Origin of the sequence: Spongiactinospora sp. 9N601 (assembly GCF_044326295.1) — a bacterium.
In the GTDB taxonomy this organism is placed as follows: domain Bacteria; phylum Actinomycetota; class Actinomycetes; order Streptosporangiales; family Streptosporangiaceae; genus Spongiactinospora; species Spongiactinospora gelatinilytica.
On record NZ_JBIRBB010000016.1, the window covers coordinates 120,890 to 137,003 of the forward strand.

At 71.9% G+C, this 16,114-nt stretch carries 16 protein-coding genes; 10 read left to right on the forward strand and 6 right to left on the reverse strand.

Going from position 1 to position 16,114, the window contains the following annotated elements; translation table 11 throughout:
• Window positions 1–32: 32 nt before the first annotated feature.
• Both ACH34R_RS32955 and ACH34R_RS32960 read left to right on the forward strand, forming a co-directional pair.
• Window positions 33–2,114 (forward strand): glycosyltransferase, encoded by a 2,082-nt coding sequence (locus ACH34R_RS32955; protein WP_397565463.1) that lies wholly within the window; start codon window positions 33–35, stop codon window positions 2,112–2,114.
• Between the two features lie 20 nt (window positions 2,115–2,134).
• Window positions 2,135–2,638, forward strand: a complete 504-nt coding sequence (locus tag ACH34R_RS32960; protein ID WP_397565464.1) for a pyridoxamine 5'-phosphate oxidase family protein — start codon at window positions 2,135–2,137, stop codon at window positions 2,636–2,638.
• Here the strand turns inward: ACH34R_RS32960 and ACH34R_RS32965 are convergent.
• The gene (locus ACH34R_RS32965; protein WP_397565465.1) at window positions 2,635–3,423 is read right to left on the reverse strand and encodes an isocitrate lyase/phosphoenolpyruvate mutase family protein; all 789 of its coding nucleotides are present in this window, start codon (window positions 3,421–3,423) and stop codon (window positions 2,635–2,637) included. The genes ACH34R_RS32960 and ACH34R_RS32965 overlap by 4 nt on opposite strands.
• Window positions 3,424–3,707: 284 nt before the next feature.
• Between ACH34R_RS32965 and ACH34R_RS32970 the strand changes: the two genes are divergently transcribed.
• From ACH34R_RS32970 to ACH34R_RS33005, 8 genes are all read left to right on the forward strand, one after another.
• Window positions 3,708–4,154, forward strand: coding sequence for a hypothetical protein (locus ACH34R_RS32970; RefSeq protein ID WP_397565466.1), 447 nt, complete (start codon window positions 3,708–3,710; stop codon window positions 4,152–4,154).
• Between the two features lie 144 nt (window positions 4,155–4,298).
• The gene (locus ACH34R_RS32975) at window positions 4,299–4,820 is read left to right on the forward strand and encodes a phospholipase (RefSeq protein WP_397565467.1); all 522 of its coding nucleotides are present in this window, start codon (window positions 4,299–4,301) and stop codon (window positions 4,818–4,820) included.
• Between the two features lie 292 nt (window positions 4,821–5,112).
• Window positions 5,113–6,351, forward strand: a complete 1,239-nt coding sequence (locus ACH34R_RS32980) for a DUF262 domain-containing protein (protein WP_397565468.1) — start codon at window positions 5,113–5,115, stop codon at window positions 6,349–6,351.
• Window positions 6,342–6,491 carry a hypothetical protein gene (locus tag ACH34R_RS32985; protein ID WP_397565469.1) on the forward strand — a complete coding sequence of 50 codons (150 nt, stop codon included), beginning with the start codon at window positions 6,342–6,344 and terminating at the stop codon, window positions 6,489–6,491. The genes ACH34R_RS32980 and ACH34R_RS32985 overlap by 10 nt, the downstream gene beginning before the upstream one ends.
• Before the next feature lie 98 nt (window positions 6,492–6,589).
• Window positions 6,590–7,069: a hypothetical protein gene (locus ACH34R_RS32990; RefSeq protein ID WP_397565470.1), complete on the forward strand. Its 480-nt coding sequence runs from the start codon at window positions 6,590–6,592 to the stop codon at window positions 7,067–7,069.
• A gap of 467 nt (window positions 7,070–7,536) precedes the next feature.
• Entirely contained in the window at window positions 7,537–10,071 is a 2,535-nt protein-coding gene (locus ACH34R_RS32995; RefSeq protein WP_397565471.1) for a nitrate- and nitrite sensing domain-containing protein, read from the forward strand.
• Window positions 10,068–10,472, forward strand: a complete 405-nt coding sequence (locus tag ACH34R_RS33000) for a roadblock/LC7 domain-containing protein (protein ID WP_397565472.1) — start codon at window positions 10,068–10,070, stop codon at window positions 10,470–10,472. Before ACH34R_RS32995 ends, ACH34R_RS33000 begins: the two co-directional genes overlap by 4 nt.
• A gap of 1,019 nt (window positions 10,473–11,491) precedes the next feature.
• A complete protein-coding gene (locus tag ACH34R_RS33005) occupies window positions 11,492–11,965 on the forward strand; it encodes a DUF742 domain-containing protein (RefSeq protein ID WP_397565473.1) in 474 nt (157 codons plus the stop codon).
• Window positions 11,966–11,983: 18 nt separating this feature from the next.
• On the opposite strand, the gene ACH34R_RS33010 is transcribed toward ACH34R_RS33005, so the two are convergent.
• From ACH34R_RS33010 to ACH34R_RS33030, 5 genes are all read right to left on the reverse strand, one after another.
• Window positions 11,984–12,733, reverse strand: a complete 750-nt coding sequence (locus ACH34R_RS33010) for a DUF998 domain-containing protein (RefSeq protein ID WP_397565474.1) — start codon at window positions 12,731–12,733, stop codon at window positions 11,984–11,986.
• 116 nt (window positions 12,734–12,849) lie between these two features.
• Window positions 12,850–13,104, reverse strand: a complete 255-nt coding sequence (locus ACH34R_RS33015; protein ID WP_397565475.1) for a hypothetical protein — start codon at window positions 13,102–13,104, stop codon at window positions 12,850–12,852.
• A 15-nt stretch (window positions 13,105–13,119) separates the two neighbouring features.
• On the reverse strand, window positions 13,120–14,547 hold the full coding sequence (locus ACH34R_RS33020; RefSeq protein ID WP_397565476.1) for a hypothetical protein: 1,428 nt from the start codon (window positions 14,545–14,547) through the stop codon (window positions 13,120–13,122).
• Between the two features lie 112 nt (window positions 14,548–14,659).
• Window positions 14,660–15,502 carry a hypothetical protein gene (locus tag ACH34R_RS33025; RefSeq protein ID WP_397565477.1) on the reverse strand — a complete coding sequence of 281 codons (843 nt, stop codon included), beginning with the start codon at window positions 15,500–15,502 and terminating at the stop codon, window positions 14,660–14,662.
• Window positions 15,499–16,056 carry an RNA polymerase sigma factor gene (locus ACH34R_RS33030; protein WP_397565478.1) on the reverse strand — a complete coding sequence of 186 codons (558 nt, stop codon included), beginning with the start codon at window positions 16,054–16,056 and terminating at the stop codon, window positions 15,499–15,501. The genes ACH34R_RS33025 and ACH34R_RS33030 overlap by 4 nt, the downstream gene beginning before the upstream one ends.
• Between the last annotated feature and the right edge of the window lie 58 nt (window positions 16,057–16,114).

Genomic DNA, 16,114 nt, shown 5'->3' on the forward strand with positions numbered 1-16,114 from the left:
AAGCCCATAATTCCGGCGGCTATCGCCGTAGCATGACAGATCCCTCGATCGCGAAGGCCGTCACCATGCCACAAGAGCCCCAGGACCCCACTCCCGACCCGGCTTTCAGCCGTCTCGGGCCGGTCAACTGGCTGCCCGAGGAGCGCAAGGTCGTCGAGCGCCACGAGGCCGAGATCAGGGAACTGCGGCGGCGGCTGGAGATCGCCGAGGCCAAGGCCGCGTACGCGAACTGGAAGCTGGACGCCCTGTCGGCCAAGCGGTCGTACAAGATGGGCGAGGCGCTGAGCGGGCGCAGCCCGGGCGGCGTGGTCCGCGCGATGCGCTCCAGGGACAAGGCCCCGGCCGCGCCCACGCCGGTCACCGAAGTGATCGACACCGTGGAACGGCGCGGGCCGCAGGTGGACGTGCCGATGGTGAAGTGGCCGGCCGGGCCGGTGGCGCGGCCGGACCTGAAGGTCGCGGTGATCCTGGACGACTTCTCCCGGATGGCGTTCCGGTACGAATGGGACCAGATCGAGTTCGGGCTGCGCGACTGGCCGGAGATCTTCGCCGAGCGGCGGCCGGAGATCCTGTTCTGCGAGTCGGCCTGGCACGGCAACCAGGGCCGCTGGCGCTATCAGATGACCGGTACCAACGCCCCCAAACAGGAACTCCGCGACCTGATCGAGTGGTGCCGGGGCGAAGGGATCCCGACGGTCTTCTGGAACAAGGAGGACCCGCCGAACTTCGACTTCTTCATCGACACGGCCAAGCTGTTCGACCACGTGTTCACCTGCGACGGCGACATGGTCCCGAAATATCGGGAAGTGCTGGGCCATGACCGGGTGGACGTCCTCCAGTTCGCCGCGCAGCCGCGCGTCCACAACCCGATCCAGTCCCGCGAAGGCCGCCTGCACGACGTCGTCTTCGCCGGCATGTACTTCCGCGACAAGCACCCCGAGCGCCGCGAGCAGATGGAGACCGTGCTCGCCCCGGTACGCGAACTGGGCCTGCACATCTTCGCCCGCAACGGCGAGGTGGACGAGAAGTACGCCTGGCCGCCGGAGTACCGGCCGCACATCGTCGGCGAACTCCCCTACGACCGGATGCTCGCCGCCTACAAGCTCTACAAGGTCTTCCTCAACGTCAACTCGGTGCTCGACTCCCCCACCATGTGCGCCCGGCGGGTCTTCGAGCTGTCGGCCTGCTCCACACCGGTGGTGTCGGGGTGGTCGCGGGCCATCGAGGAGACGTTCGGCGACCTGGTGCCGATCGCCCGCGAGCCGGTCGAGTCCTACAACCAGGTGCTGCACCTGATCAACAGCCCCGAGCTGCGCGCCCGGCAGGGCCACCTGGCCATGCGCGAGGTCTTCGACAAGCACCTGTTCGCGCACCGGGTGGACCAGATCCTGGGCGCTCTCGGGCGTACGTCGAGCCCGCGGGAACGCTCGATCTCCGTCGTCCTGCCCACCAACCGCGCCGCCCAGCTCGAACACGCGATCTCCTCGGTGGCCAAGCAGATCCACCGCCCGCTCCAGCTCGTGATGGTCCTGCACGGCCTTTCCATCGACCCCGTCGTGGTGGCCGACAAGGCCCGCGTGGCGGGCATCACCGACGTCGTGGTCCTGCCCGCCGACCCCTCGCTGTCCCTGGGCGCGTGCCTCAACCTCGGCATCGCCGCCGCCGACGGCGACTACATCGCCAAGATGGACGACGACAACCTGTACGGCGAGCACTACCTGTCCGACCTCGTCCGCGCCTTCGACTACACCGACGCCGAACTCGTCGGCAAGGGCGCCCACTACACCTACTTCGAGGGCCTCAACACCACGATGCTCCGCCTGCCCGGCCTGGAGCACCGCTACGCCCACCTGGTCCAGGGCGGCACCTTCCTGGGCCGCGCCGAGATGTTCCGGGCCTACCCCTTCGAGGACGTCACCCGCGGCGAGGACACCCGCATGGTCCGCGCGCTCAAGGCCGACGGCGTCAAGATCTACTCCGCCGACCGCTTCAACTTCGTCTACTGGCGCAGCGCCGACGCCGACATGCACACCTGGCAGGCCGACCACATCAAGCTCACCCGCAACGCGCAGTTCTCCTTCGTCGGGCACCCGGAGGCCCACGTCCTCATCTGAGCCGGGGGACAATGGGGTCCATGCGTGAGACCCCGGACGAACTCGCCGAATTACAGCGACTACTGGACGACTCCCTTTCGGGATCGACGGCGCACCTGCGGTCGATCGTGGGGGCCGGGGACCGGGCACTGACCGCCGAGCGGCTGACCGGCCTGCTCACCGGCATGCGGACGCTGGCCATCTCCACGGTGACCGCCAAGGGCGAGCCCCGGATCAGCGCGGGCGACGGCCACTTCCTGCACGGCCGGTGGGTGTTCGGCACCAGTACGACGGCGGCCAAGGCCCGGCACCTCGCCGCCCGCCCGGCGGTCAGCGTCGCCCTCATCGAGGGCGAACGGCTCGGCGTCTTCACCCACGGCACCGCGCACCCGCTCAACCCGGCGAACGGCCCGGCACACCCGGCGTGGCCGGACATCCTGCCCTACCTCGACGAGTTCTACGGCGACTTCATGCAACGCGGCGACCTCGCCTTCTACCGGGTCGAACCGCACTGGATGGTGGCCTGGGCGGCCCCGGCGGCCTAGGGGCGTGCGCCGGTGACCAGGCGCTGCACCTCGGCGTAGGACGGGATCGGGCCTTCGGGCACGGTACCGGTGTCGCGGATGCCGGTCGCCGCGGTCACCGCGGCGTGCAGCGCGGTCCGGTAGAGCAGCGAGCCCAGGCTGACCCGGCGGACGCCGAGGCCGGCCAGCCGGTTCACGTCGGTACGGCCCGGCAGGAACAGCACGTTGAGCGGCAGCGGGACGTCCCTGACCAGTGCGGCGATGTCCGCCTCGCGCGCCACGCCGGGGACGAACACGCCGTCGGCCCCCGCGCCCGCGTACGCCTCGACCCGCCGCAGCGTCGCCGCCAGGTCCGGCCCGGCGGCACCGGCCAGCCAGAACGTGTCGGTGCGGGCGTTGATGAAGATCCCCGGGGCGGCCGACCTGACGGCCGCGATCACCGCGGTCTGCCGGTCCACCGGCCGCAGGGAACCGTCGGCGCGGCCGTCCTCGATGTTGACCCCGGCGATGCCGTACCCGGCCAGCTCCGCGACCAGGGCGGCGACCTCGCCGGGGTCGTCGGAGAAGCCTCCCTCGGCGTCCACGGTCACCGGTACCGGCAGCCGGGCCAGCAGCCGGGCCAGGGCCAGGGTCTCCGCCCGGGTGTCCCCGGCCGAATCCGGCCTGCCCGCCGCCGCGGCCACGCCCAGGCTGGTCGTACCGACCGCCGCGAACCCGGCCGCCGCCAGCGCCGCCCCCGTCGCGTAGTCCCACGCGTTGGGCAGCAGCAACGGCCGGTCGCCGTGGTGCAGATCGCGAAAGCTCATCTCGGTCCCCATTCCCCGAAACCTAGCCCCGATTCGATTCGTCCCCCGCCGAAGCGTGCCTTCCGACCCGGCCCGCCCGGAGAACGCCGTGAAGTACCAGGCCGTCGAGGAGCTGATCGCCCTGGCCGGCGAACTCGGCCGCACGCTGCCCGAACTGGCCCTGGCCTTCCCGGCGGCGCACCGCCCGGCACCGACCTCTACCACCCGAACGTCGGGTGTCCCAGGCGCAGTCCGGCCGGGCCGTGGCCTGACGCGTCGCCGGGGGAAAGTGCTTCACTGGAGGCATGCGGAGCCGAGCGGGCCTCGTCCTGGCCGCCGCCGGATGTGTGCCGGCCATGGCGGTGACGGTGTGGTGGCTGGTGGGCGACCTGAGCGCCGACGTCCCGCCGGGCACCCCGCTCGACCACTCGGTCCGGCCGCCCGACCTCGCGCCCTGGGCCGAGACCACCATCGGCGCGGGGGCCCTCGTGGTGGCGGCGGGCACGCTCGCCGTGCTGGTACGGGCCTCCGCGCGGCGCAGGTTCGACCGGCGGTGGTGGGCGACGCTCGTGCCCATGCTCGCCGCGGCGGCCCTGACCGGATTCGGCTGGCGGGTGGTGACCGCGGGATCGGTCGGCGCGAACGTCGGAGCCGGGCTCGTGGTGCTCGTGGGCGGACCGGTCGTGGCCCTGCTCGTCCTGTGGAGCGCCGGCTGGTCGATACGGCTGCTCCTGGCCCGCCGCGTCGTGTAAAGGGCGATCCTGCGCGAACACCCGGCGGGAAATTGGGCATGATCTGGCTCCGCCTGCCCGGCCGTACGGCCTCATCGTGGTGTCGTCAGGCGAACCTTGCCACGACATGATTCCGTGCTCCCCCCGTACGAGAAGCAGGTTGTCATGGTCAGACGATGCCTCGCCGTGTCCTCGTCCCTCGCCCTCTCCCTGATCGCCCTCCTGGCCTTCGCCCTACCCGCCCAGGCGGCCGTCACCCTGGAACAGAAACTCGCCGCCCTGTCGCAGTTCTCCCAGCCCACCGCGGGCAGCGCCGCAGCCTGGCGCGCCGCCTGGCAGAACCAGGCGGCCTGGGCCGACTACCAGTTCGACTGGTCCACCGACCTGTGCTCCAGCAGCCCCGACCAGCCGCTCGGCTTCGACTTCCGGACGCCGTGCCGCCGGCACGACTTCGGCTACCGCAACTACAAGCTCGTGAACCGCTTCCCGGCCAACAAGCCCCGGGTGGACGACGCCTTCTACTTCGACATGAAGCAGGTGTGCGCCGGCTACTCGGGCATCCCCAAGGCCACCTGCGACGGTCTGGCCTGGACCTACTACCAGGCGGTCCGCGAGTTCGGCGACCTGGTGGTCACCGAGCAGCAGATCAGGCGCATCCAGCAGGAGGTCCAGCGCCGCGCCGCCTGAGGATCGGACGGAGTCCCGGGGAATAGTCACCCCGCCCTGATCGTTGACCCCATCGTGGCCGGTGTGCCCAATGTCCCCGGGCCTCACCATTCATTGCCTTCGCGGACTACCGTCCGGCTGGAGCCGCGTTGAGCCTTTCGCCGAGAGGCGACATGCACATCGGCCCACACACCGAGAACCGCCCGCCCCCTCTACCGGGGGCGGGCGTTTCTCTTTCCCCGACCATGGCTCTGCGTAGCGACCGGGTCAGGGGGCTGGGTGGGGCTATGGTGGTCCCGGAAGGAGGCCGGGGGTGCCACCAGTTTCCCGACCGAGGGTCGGCAGCGTCTCACCGGGCGACCTGGTGGAGTACGCGCTCCAGGGCCGGATCCGCATCCCGTCCATCTACCAATGGGACCGCATCGACGTCACCCTGCTGTTCGACAGCATCCTGCGCGGCTATCCCATCGGCCAACTGCTGGTCTGGCAGCGTCCCGCCGCCGCAGGAACGATCTTCGTCGGGCACCTGCGGGTCGAGGCCCCGGCGGTGGGCGACGCGTACTGGGTGGTGGATGGCCAGCAGCGGATCACCAGCCTGGTCGGCGCGCTCACCGCGACGAATGAAACGGTCGATCCACGCTTCCGCATATTCTTCGACCTCACCAGCGAGTCCTTCGTCGCACTGTCCCGGCTGCAACGGCCGGCAGACGATCAGTTCCCGATGTCCCTCGTCTTGGACTCCGCCGGGACGAACGCCTGGATCCAGGCCCGGCCGGAGTTGAGCGACCGGCAGATCGCACTGATCGACCAGGTCATCGCCTCGGTCCGCGCCTACGAGCTCCCCATGTACATCGTCAGGGGAGACGATGACCGCACCCTGCGCGACATCCTTCAACGGATGAACACCTATGGAAAGCCGCTGACGGACGCAACGGTGTTCACCGCACTGCTCTCAACAGGCGATGAGCAGCGACCTGGTGATCTGCACACCCTGAGCAGCGCCGTACACGCCTTCGGATTCGGCCACCTTCCCGAGCCGGTTCTCCGGCAAAGCCTGCTGGCCATCGGCGGCCATTCCTGGACTGAAGCGGCGGTGGGCCATGTCGTGGACTTCCTCCGCGACGAGGCGGACATTCCGCACGCCTGGCTCATTCCCCACCCCGAATACATTCCCGTCCTGGCGACCTTCATGGCCGAGTTCGGTCCCCCGCGGGGCCGAGCCGCCGAACTCCTCCGCCGCTGGATCTGGCGGGGCATGGTGGGCGACCCTGTCGAGGACAACACGGTGTTCCTCCAGGCCGTGCACACCGATCCGCTCGCCAGCGCACAACGGCTGATCGGGCTCCTCCCCGCGCTCCAGGGGTGGCGGCCGGACATCTCGGAGGCGCGGCTCGCCCACCCTCAGGCCAAGGTCAACTTCCTCGGCCTGCTGTCTCTGGCGCCCAGGCACCTGCCCGTGGGTGGGCATCGCCAGGGCGAGCCGATCGACGTCGCCCCGCTGCTCGAAATCACCGACCCTCTGGTCCCCATTCTCGACGACGCATGGTGCTGAGCGTCGTGCGGGAGACCATCCGCGCGCTGATCGACACATGGCCGCAGGTCAAGGCGGAAGGCACCCTCCCCGCCTTCGTGGCCGCCCATGTCGAGCACCGGTTGCGGTCGTTACCGCTGATCGCACAGGCGGCGGGCTGACCCGGTGGGCGGCCATCGGGTAAAGGGAGGGTCAAGGTACGGTGGGAAGATCCCCCGGGCCATATCTGACCCGATCGTCCAGGAGAGCAAGGAGTCACATGTTCCGGAGGTCACTGGCGGTTCTGGCCGCGGCCGGTGTCGCGTTGGCGGCGCAGGTGGCGTTGCCGCAGGCGGCCCAGGCGGGCGCGTACGGGTGCGCCGGTTCGCTGGTCGGGACCTGGAAGGTCCCGCTGAAGGACGCCCTGAACGGACGCACCTACTACCGCAGCGACATCAAGCTCTACTACAACGCGGCCAACGGCTGGAACTGCGCGGTCCTCGCCAAGCGCCCCGGCCTCCCGAGGTACGGCGAGCGCACCCCGCTGTGGATCGAGATGTACAACTCCCGGTGGGCCGAGGACAACTGGAAGAACAACTACGACCAGGACCAGGGCAAATTCAAGTACTACGCGGGGCCGGTCAAGGTCTACGGGAAGAACCTGTGCCTGTCCATCCGTGTACGCCATGCCGACCACGGCCCAGGTGGTAAGACCTCCTACAACGGTGGCCGCAACCTCACCGGAGTGGCCTGCCGCTGACCCCGCGGGGGCGTAGGGAACACTGGTTCGAGGGACGGGCGCGGCGGCCGGGTGCTACGAAGAATCTTCGCGAAACCTCGGGACCCGATGACGATCTTGGTGGACTCTCGCCAGGAGTTTTTCCAAGCTCGTCAAGTTTTGTGTAATCGCAGGTCAACCGCTCCGGCGAGGTACCCCCATCGGCCGCCGCCGCGCCACCCCCCACCCCTGCCACAATCCACGATACGCCCAGGTCAGAGCGGGAGCCGCAGAGGCGGGTCGCCGGCGGGCCCGCATCCGCGAAAGCAGAACGACATGCGCGTCTCCAATGCGCAGAATCCTTAATTGGTGCTAGTCTCCTGAGCGATCTTCCCGGAGGTGGATTTACCGGTATATGTGACGCGACGGCAAGCCTCCAGACACTCATGAGGTTGGGACGAGTGCGCATGGCTTCGAGAAACCGGTCAATTCGGTTTAAAATCTCCCTGTTGCTGCTGCTTCCGCTCCTCTCGCTGAGCGCTTTGTGGGGTTTCGTCCTAAATGTCACGGTCGGCGATGGCCTGGCATTGCTTCGCGCGGACGCGCTCTACCAGACCATCGGCGTCACCGCCACCGATCTGGGCGCCCAGCTCCAGGCCGAGCGGGCCCGGTCCACCGTGGCGATCAGTTCCCGCGTGGTCACCAGCGAACTCGGCGCCCAGCGGGCCACCACCGACCAGGCCGTACGCAAACTGCGCGGTGCCGAGGCGGCGGCCTCCGAACGCGGCGACATCGGCCCCGAGCTCCGCGCCCCCCTCACCACCCTGCTCACCCAGCTCGACCTGCTGCCCGCCGTCCGGGCCGGGATCGACAGCGGGCGCAGCGACCGGCTGACCGCGCTCACCGACTACAACACCGTCCTGGACCGCGTCTACCGGCTCTATGACCAGCTCGTCGCCGTCCCCGACATGTCGATCTACCAGCAGGCCGGGGCGATGCAGGCGATGGGCAACGCCCGCGAGATCATCGCCAGGCAGAACGCCCTGATCAGCGGCGCGCTCATCGACCAGCGGATCACGTCCGCCGAGCACGGCGCCTTCACCGAGTACGTCTCCACCCGCCGCTTCCTGCACGCCCGCGGAATCTCCTCGCTCGACGCCGAGCTGCGCCGGCCGTACCAGAAGCTGCTGGCCTCGACGGCGTTCGCGCAGTTCACGGCACTGGAGGATCAGCTCGTCCAGGCGTCGGCGAAAGGCGCGCTCCCGCCCGGGGCCGAGCGCTGGCGGACCACCGTGGACGAGATCTCCGCCTCCCTGGACGAGCTGAGCGCGTCGTCCTCGGCCGTGCTCGCCGAGCGATCCGGGTCCGTCGCCACGAACATCCTGGTCAGGATCGGGATCGCCGGTGGTCTGGGCCTGCTCGCGGTGATCGTGTCCATCCTCATCTCGGTCCGGTTCGGCCGCCGCCTGGCCCACGACCTGGCGGGGCTGCGCCGGGCGGCCACGGAGCTGGCCGGAGTACGGCTGCCGCGGATCGTGGAACGACTGCGCCGGGGCGAGCGCGTGGACGTCGGGACCGAGGCCCCGCCGATCGTCGTCAGCGGGTCGGCCGAGGTCAAGGACGTCGCCGAGGCGTTCGGCTCGGTGCAGCGGACCGCCGTCGAAGCCGCCGTCGGCCAGGCCAACCTGCGGCGCGGCGTCGGCCAGGTCTTCCTCAACCTGGCCCGGCGCAAGCAGAGCCTGCTGCACCGCCAGCTCGCCCTGCTGGACACCATGCAGCGCAGGACCGACGACCCCGACACCCTGGACGACCTCTTCAAGCTGGACCACCTGACCACCCGGATGCGCAGGCACGCCGAAGGGCTGATCATCCTGTCCGGGGCGACCCCCGGCCGGGCGTGGCGCAACCCGGTGCCGGTGGTCGACGTCCTGCGCGCGGCCGTGGCCGAGGTCGAGGACTACACGCGGGTGAGCGTGCAGCCGGTACCGGACACGGCCCTGGACGGCACGGCCGTCGCCGACGTCACCCACCTGATCGCCGAACTGGTGGAGAACGCCACGGTCTACTCCCCCGCCGAGACGACCGTCATGGTGCGGGGAGACCTGGTCGCCAACGGGTTCGCGGTCGAGGTGGAGGACCGGGGGCTGGGGCTGCTGCCCGAGGAGTACGAGGCGATCAACGAACGGCTGGCGGGCCCGCCGGAGTTCGATCTGGCCGACAGCGACCGGCTGGGGTTGTTCGTGGTCGGGCAGCTCGCCGCCCGGCACGGCATCCGCGTGGTACTGCGGGCCTCGCCGTACGGCGGGACGGTCGCGATCGTGCTGCTGCCCCGGACCCTGATGGCCGACGCGCGTGCGGCGCAGCCCGCCGTCGTGCCGGTGCAGCGCCGGACGCTGCCCGGCTCGCGGCGGCGGGCCGCGCGGGCGGCGGCGCGGGAGCTGGCCCAGCGGTCCGCCCCGCCCGCGGGGGACGAGCGGCCGGCGCTGGAGCAGCCCTCCGGGGCCGCGGGCGGCGAGAGCGCGGACGCGCGCGGGCCGTTCACGCCGCCCGAGGAGCAGGACGGACCGAAGCCACCGCTGCCGACCCGCCGTGTGCGCCGTACATCCCCCTCCTCGCTCTCCGTGGTCCCCGGCGCCGAACCACCGGCCTCGGCCGCGGCTTCGGGGGAGGCCGGGGAGCCTGGAGAGGCCGTACCGGCCGCCGCCCGCAGTACCCCCTCCGGCGCGATCCCCGGCGCCGCGCCCGAGCCGGAGCCCGCGCCCTCCGCGACCGGCGAGGCGACGCCCGGCGAGACCACCGACGCCGGACTACCCCGGCGGGTGCCGCAGGCCGGCCTGGCACCACAACTTCGCCAGGATGTGGCGGACGAGGGCCCCGCGAAGGGGGAGACTGATCCGGAGGACCCGGACGCGGATCCCGACGCCGCCGACCGCTCGCCCGAGGAAGTACGCGCGATCTTTTCCGCCTTCCAGCGTGGCGCGCGGCGCGGCCGGGAGGATGCTCACTACGTTCATCAGACGACTGTCGACAAGAGGGACGAATGACCCCGCACCCTAGCAATACCGGCGAGTTGAACTGGCTGCTGGACGACCTCACCAACCGGGTGAGCGCGATCAGCCAGACGGTGCTGCTGTCCACCGACGGGCTTCCCGTCGGCTTCTCCGCCGGGCTCAGCCGGGAGGACGCCGAACACCTGGCCGCGGTCGCCTCCGGGTTCCAGAGCCTGGCCCGGGGTACGGGGCGGCACTTCGGCGGCGGGGAAGTCCGGCAGACCATCGTGGAGATGGAAACCGCGTTCCTGTTCGTCAGCGCGGCGGGGCAGGGCACCTGCCTGGCCGTACTCGCCACGGCCGACGCCGACGTGGGCCACGTCGCCTACGAGATGGCCATGCTGGTCAAGCGGGTCGGCCAGCACATCGCGACACCACCACGGGGCGGCTCGTGAACTCCCACGACCCCAACACCCCTCCACCCCCCACCGCCGACGCCCCCACGGACAGCGCGCCCCCCGGGGCCACCGACACCGGCCCGGGGGTGGGTACCGGGCCTGCTGCCGGCGGGCAGGAGCCCCGTACGGCCCCTGGTGAGGCCGCCGGCAGGCCGCGCCCCCGCGTGGAGCCGGGCGGTCGGGGGACACCGGACCGAGCCCCCCGGGAAGGCCGGCCCACCATAGGGCAGGGCGATCGGCCCTGGCCTACCCGTGATGGCGGCGCACCGGCCGAGAGGGCGGCGCAGCGCCCGGTCCAACCCCCGGGACAGGACACCCGCTCGACACCCAAACAGGGCCTTTCCGGCCTTGAGCGAAGGGCCGCCCGGCGCAGGGCGGCGCAGGAGGCCGCGGCCAAGCGTGCCCAGGAGCAGGGCATACCGCCCAGCCGTGCCCCAGAGCCCAGGCCCACGCCAAGCCGTACGCCACGGCGCAGGAGCCAGCCGCCCCCCTCCTCCAACCGCATCCCCGCCCGGGACGAGCGCGTCTGGCCGCTCCCCGACGCGACCTCTACCCCGGCCCGCCCGGCCGCTCAACCGCAGCCCGCGCCCACGCCCGCGCGGCCGGTACGACGCACGGAGGAAGCCCCCCGCGACGGCGCACCACCCGCGGGCCACCCCCTCCACCACGCACAACAGGCACAAGACCGCCCCGCGCCCACCCGGCCGACACAACACGCCGAGGAAACCCCCCGCAAGGCGGCGCAAGAGCGCCCGGCACCCGCACGGGCCGCCGGCGTCCCCGGGCAGGAGCCACGGGTCGGCCGGGACGGCGAAGCCGCCCCCCTCCCGGTACGCCGTGCGGACGAACCCGCCCCGGCGACCGGCCAGGCCCTCCCCGCCAAGCCCCCCGGAAACGGCGAACCGTCACCGGACCAGGCCGGCACCGGGCCCATGCGCCGGCTGCACCCACCGACCGGCCAGGCCCCCGGTACCCCGGGTACTCCCGCACGCCCGGCCCCGGCGCGTCCCCAAGGCGTGCCCGCAGCCCCCGAACCATCAGCGGAGCACCCGCGCCCCGACCAGGGGGCCAAACCCGCACTCCGCGCCGCCCACCCCAGGCCGGACACCGGTGGAGCCGAGTATCACGACTACCAGTGGCTGGACGACGAAGCCGGACCGGTCGTCCGGCCGTATGCGCTGATCAATGGGCGTACCCGGTCGAGCGGTCCGCCCATCGACCTGATCGCGATGGTGGTGGCGACCGGCGAGCGTCCCCCCGGCGGCACGGTGCTCGGGCCGGAGCAGGAGAAGGTGCTGGCCCGCACCCGGCGGGCCGCGTCGGTGGCCGAGGTGGCGGCCGAGCTGGACCTGGCCGTCGGCGTCGTCCGTGTCATCTTGGGCGACCTGCGGGACATGGAACTCATCGTGATCCGCCCGCCCGCCCCCGCGGCGACGTTCACCGGCGACCACATCCTCAAGGACGTGATCAACGGCCTCCGCGCACTCTGAGCCGAGCCGCCCGAAGCCTCAGCGCAGGACCCGGCCGGAAGCGGGGTCGTCGGCGCCGGTGGAGCCGGCCGGGCGCGTCAGCCTGCCCGGCTTGGCGAGATCCACCCGGACCGCGAACCCCGCGTAAGCCTCGCGGAGCCGTACCGCGACCCGGTGGCCCGCCCCGCCGAGCGTCGCCAGCCGCAGCGCGAGCACCCCCAGGAAGGCGATGCCCACCGCCAGCATCACCCGCTCGCCCAGCCCGATCAGCGCCCCTCCGCCGGGCAGCGCCGCGTACGTCGTGGCCAGCAGCCCGAAGCCCCCCGCGAGCGCCAGCCACTCGACCGGCCGGGCGACGGCGCGCCAGCGTTCGTCGCCGGCGAACCTGGAGACCAGCAGCCCCGCGGCTGCCGGCAGGACCGCGAGCGACATCACCGACATGATCGACGCGATCCGGTGCGCCTCCCCTGTCCACCCGTCGAGCATCGGCAAGACGAACGCGGCGACCATCATCACCCCGCCCCAGGTGCCGATCAGCCACTCCGGTGTCCCCCGCACCGGAGCCCCCGTCGCCCGCAGCCCCGCCAGCAGCGCGACCGCGGCCACTCCGAGAGAGAGCATCCCGAACTCCGTGGCGACCCCCTCGCTCACCACGGCGTACTCACCGATCGTCATTCCGAAGGCGTCGAGCCGCGGGTCGGTGTCGAGCAGGCCGACGGCCAGCGCGACCACCGCCGCGACGACCCCCAGGCAGGCGATCAGCGGGTAGATCCCTCTCACGAGCAGCATGCAAGAAGGATCTCGCCGAACGACCCCCGGGGGCATCCGGCGGCATCCCTGAGCCGCCCCTGATCCCCGACCCCTGAGATATCAGGGGTGCCCCGAGGTCGCTCAGGCCCCGCCGGTCATAGCCCGGAAGGGTCGCGCCCGACGCTGATCTCGTGCGCGATGCGGAGCAGGGCCCCCTCGTCCAGGCCCAGACCGGGGGCGCGCGGCACCCGGTCGCGTAGCGTGGCCAGTACGGCGGGCACCGGCCGGCCGGCATGGTGGGTGGCCACCTCGTGGACGATCCGGAAGAGCGCCAGATTGCGCTCATGCTCGGCATCGCCCCGAAGCCGGCCACGCCCGGCGCCGCTCCCGGGCTGATCGTGCCGCGTCATCGCCCCGTCTCCTCTTCACTCGGTTCTCCCCGCAGGCAACCGTACGGCCTGCCACCGACGTTTTCCGGGATTCCGTCCCGCCCGGCCGCGCAGATCGGCCCCTGCCAGGCCGGCGGCCAGGCAGGCGACCGGAATGACCGGCAGTACGTAGCGGTGGTCGAAGTCCAGCACCGCCACCGGCACGACCAGCAGCGCCACCGCGGTCAGCCACGGCAGCGCCGCCGACCGCCGGGCGAGCGGCGCGCCCGCCCCGCCGAGGAGCAGGATCGCCGCGATGAACGGCCCGCGCAGGTAGGCCGGGTACTGGTAGGCGATGAGAAAGGACGCGTACGGCTCGACGGACCGCAGGCCGCTCAGGTCCGGGTCGTAGTCCCGGCGCACCTGCTCGACCAGCGGATACGCGGGCAGCCCCCAGGCCCCCCTGGCGAAGCCGAAGGCGGGGGTCACCCGCGCGGGGTGCGGCACCGGGGTCCAGGCGAAGGTGAGCGCGGTGTCGCGGGCCACGTCGGCCAGGTAGTCCAGCGGCTGGGCGGCGATGGCCCGCAGCGCGAACGACCGGGCCAGGTCGTTGTTGCCGTCCCGGCCGCCGGGCAGCAGGTTGATCGCCGAGCCGGGCGCCCAGATGTACTCCGAGGCGGCGTCCACCACCGTCCCGTTGGGGCACAGGCGGGCCTCGGCGGCGGGCGGGCGGATCACCGAGCAGTCGGCGAACGTCATGGTCCGCGCCCACAGCGCGACACCGTCCGAGCCGCTGAGCGCGTACCGGCCGTGGTGGGCGTGGTACCAGGCGGCGTACGCGGCCAGGGGCAGTACTCCGGCGAGCGCCAGGGCCACCACCGGCCGCCACCCGGCCCGCCGGACGACCAGATACAGGACGAAGAGGCCGAGCAGCGGCACCGCGACGGTCCGGGTCAGCCCGGCCCAGCCGAGCAGCAGCCCGGCGGCGACGGCGGCGCGCGGCGACACCACGGGCCGCCAGGTGATGACCGCCAGCGCGGCCACCACCAGGAAGATCAGCAGCATGTCGGACAGCACCGCGTGCTCAAGCCGCAGGAACGAGGCGTCGAACAGGCCGGGCACGGCGGCGAGCGTGGCGGCCCAGGCGGGCAGCGACGCGCGGCGCAGCAGTGCGTAGATCAGCACGCCGACGGCGAGGCCCATGGCGTGCTGGACGGCGACGACGAGTTCGATGCTGTGGAAGGGGCGGAGCAGCGCCAGCAGCAGTGGATATCCGGGCGGCCGGAATCCGGTGGAGGGCTCGGGGTGGGCGGCCAGGTGGAGGTAGGAGAAGGAGTCGCCCCAGTAGAGCTGGGCGGGCCGGTACCCGAGCATGGTCACCACGCGCAGCGCGGCGGCCAGGCCGACCACCACGGCGAACATCCGGTGCCCGGCCCGCAAGGGAACGGACGGCAGGGCAGAGCGAGCGAAACCTACGGTGAGCATGCGAAACCCCGTCATCGGCAGAAAGAAGACGGCAGCCCTGGTTTTCGGGCATGCCGGAACGACCCGTCGCCGGACACGACGCGGGCTAACTGATCAGCAGGTCAGGAAGGGATCAGCAGAAGTCGCCGGTCATCTTCGGCCCCGTATCGCGGGGCGGGGTCTTGTCCGGCCCGACGAGGAGCAGCGCGGAGCCCGGGGCGGTGAGCGTCCCGTCGTGGACGTACCAGTCGCCGGGCACCTGGGACTCCCAGCTCTTGGCCGTCGAATAGGTCACGGACGCCACGCCGCGGTCCCGCAGCAGCTCCCGGACCGCCCGCACCGGCCGCCCGACGTACGGCACGCAGTGCAACGGCTCCCCCGGCCCGTCGATCGGCGCGAGGGCTCCGTACTTCTCCCCGGGCCTCGCCGCCCGTCCGAGCAGCACCTCGGCCCGCTCGCGGTAACCCACCGGGATCTTCAGCCCTACCGGGCAGACCTCCCCCCATTTCCGGCAGGTGCCTTTCCCACTGATCGGCTTGATCTGGTCGTCGATCCGGACTCCCGCCTTCGGAATGGGCCCGTCCGGCACCGGCATCACGATCACCTGCCCGACCAGGCTCGCCGACACGGCCGTCATGCGGAGCGTGATGTCCAGCCCGATCGCGCGCAGTTGGCTCTGGTACTTGTGAGAGTCGGCGTAGAGGTCGATCACCATGATCACGTAATTCCGCCCCTCGCGCCGGATGTCGAGCGTGGCGGAGGCCGGCGCGGAGTACGCCAGTACCCCCACCACGGCGGTGACCAGCGCCGTCACGACCGGCAACGCGAACCGCCACCAGCGCCGCCTCGGCTCCCGCGCGACATCCGCGCAGGGCTCGGCGGTGATCTCGCCGAGCAGTTCCCGCGCCCCCGGCGTCAGCCCCGGCCCCGGGTCGCGGGCCAGCGCGGCGATCAGGTGGTCGACGTCGGTGCTCATGGCCTCCCCTTCGCCAGTGCCACGGCCCGCAGGCCGTATCGGGTGAGATCGAGCCCGGCCGAGGCCAGTTCCCCGGCGAGGCGTTTACGCGCCCGGTGCAGGCGCAGCCGGGCGGCCCCGCCCGAGCAGCCGAGCACGGTGGCGATCTCGGCGGAGGTCAGCCCCTCCCAGACGGCCAGCGACAGCACCTCGCGGTCGGGCTCGCCGAGCCGCCGGAAGGCGGCGCGGACACCGTCGATCCCGCCCCCGGCGGCGGGGGCGGATTCGGCCCACTCGGCGAGTTCGGCGCGCAGCCGTACGGCGAGCGCGGTCCGGCGGCTCTCGCCGCGCCGCTGGTTGGCGAGGACCCGCCGGGCCACGCCGTACAGCCACAGCCGGGCCTCCCCGCCCCCGGGGACGTCGTCCAGCCGCCGCCAGGCGGTGGTGAACGTCTCGGCCAGCGCGTCGGCGGCGTCGTCGGGAGATTCAGTGCGCCGCTGTACGTAACCAAGCAGATCCGGGTAATGCTCCAGATACATCTGCTCGAAGCGCTGCTTGCGGGAAGGTGGTCCCACGCTGCCACCTTTCGATGAGGCTGCTCTTCCACTTCCGACATGTCCGGCACAACGAAGG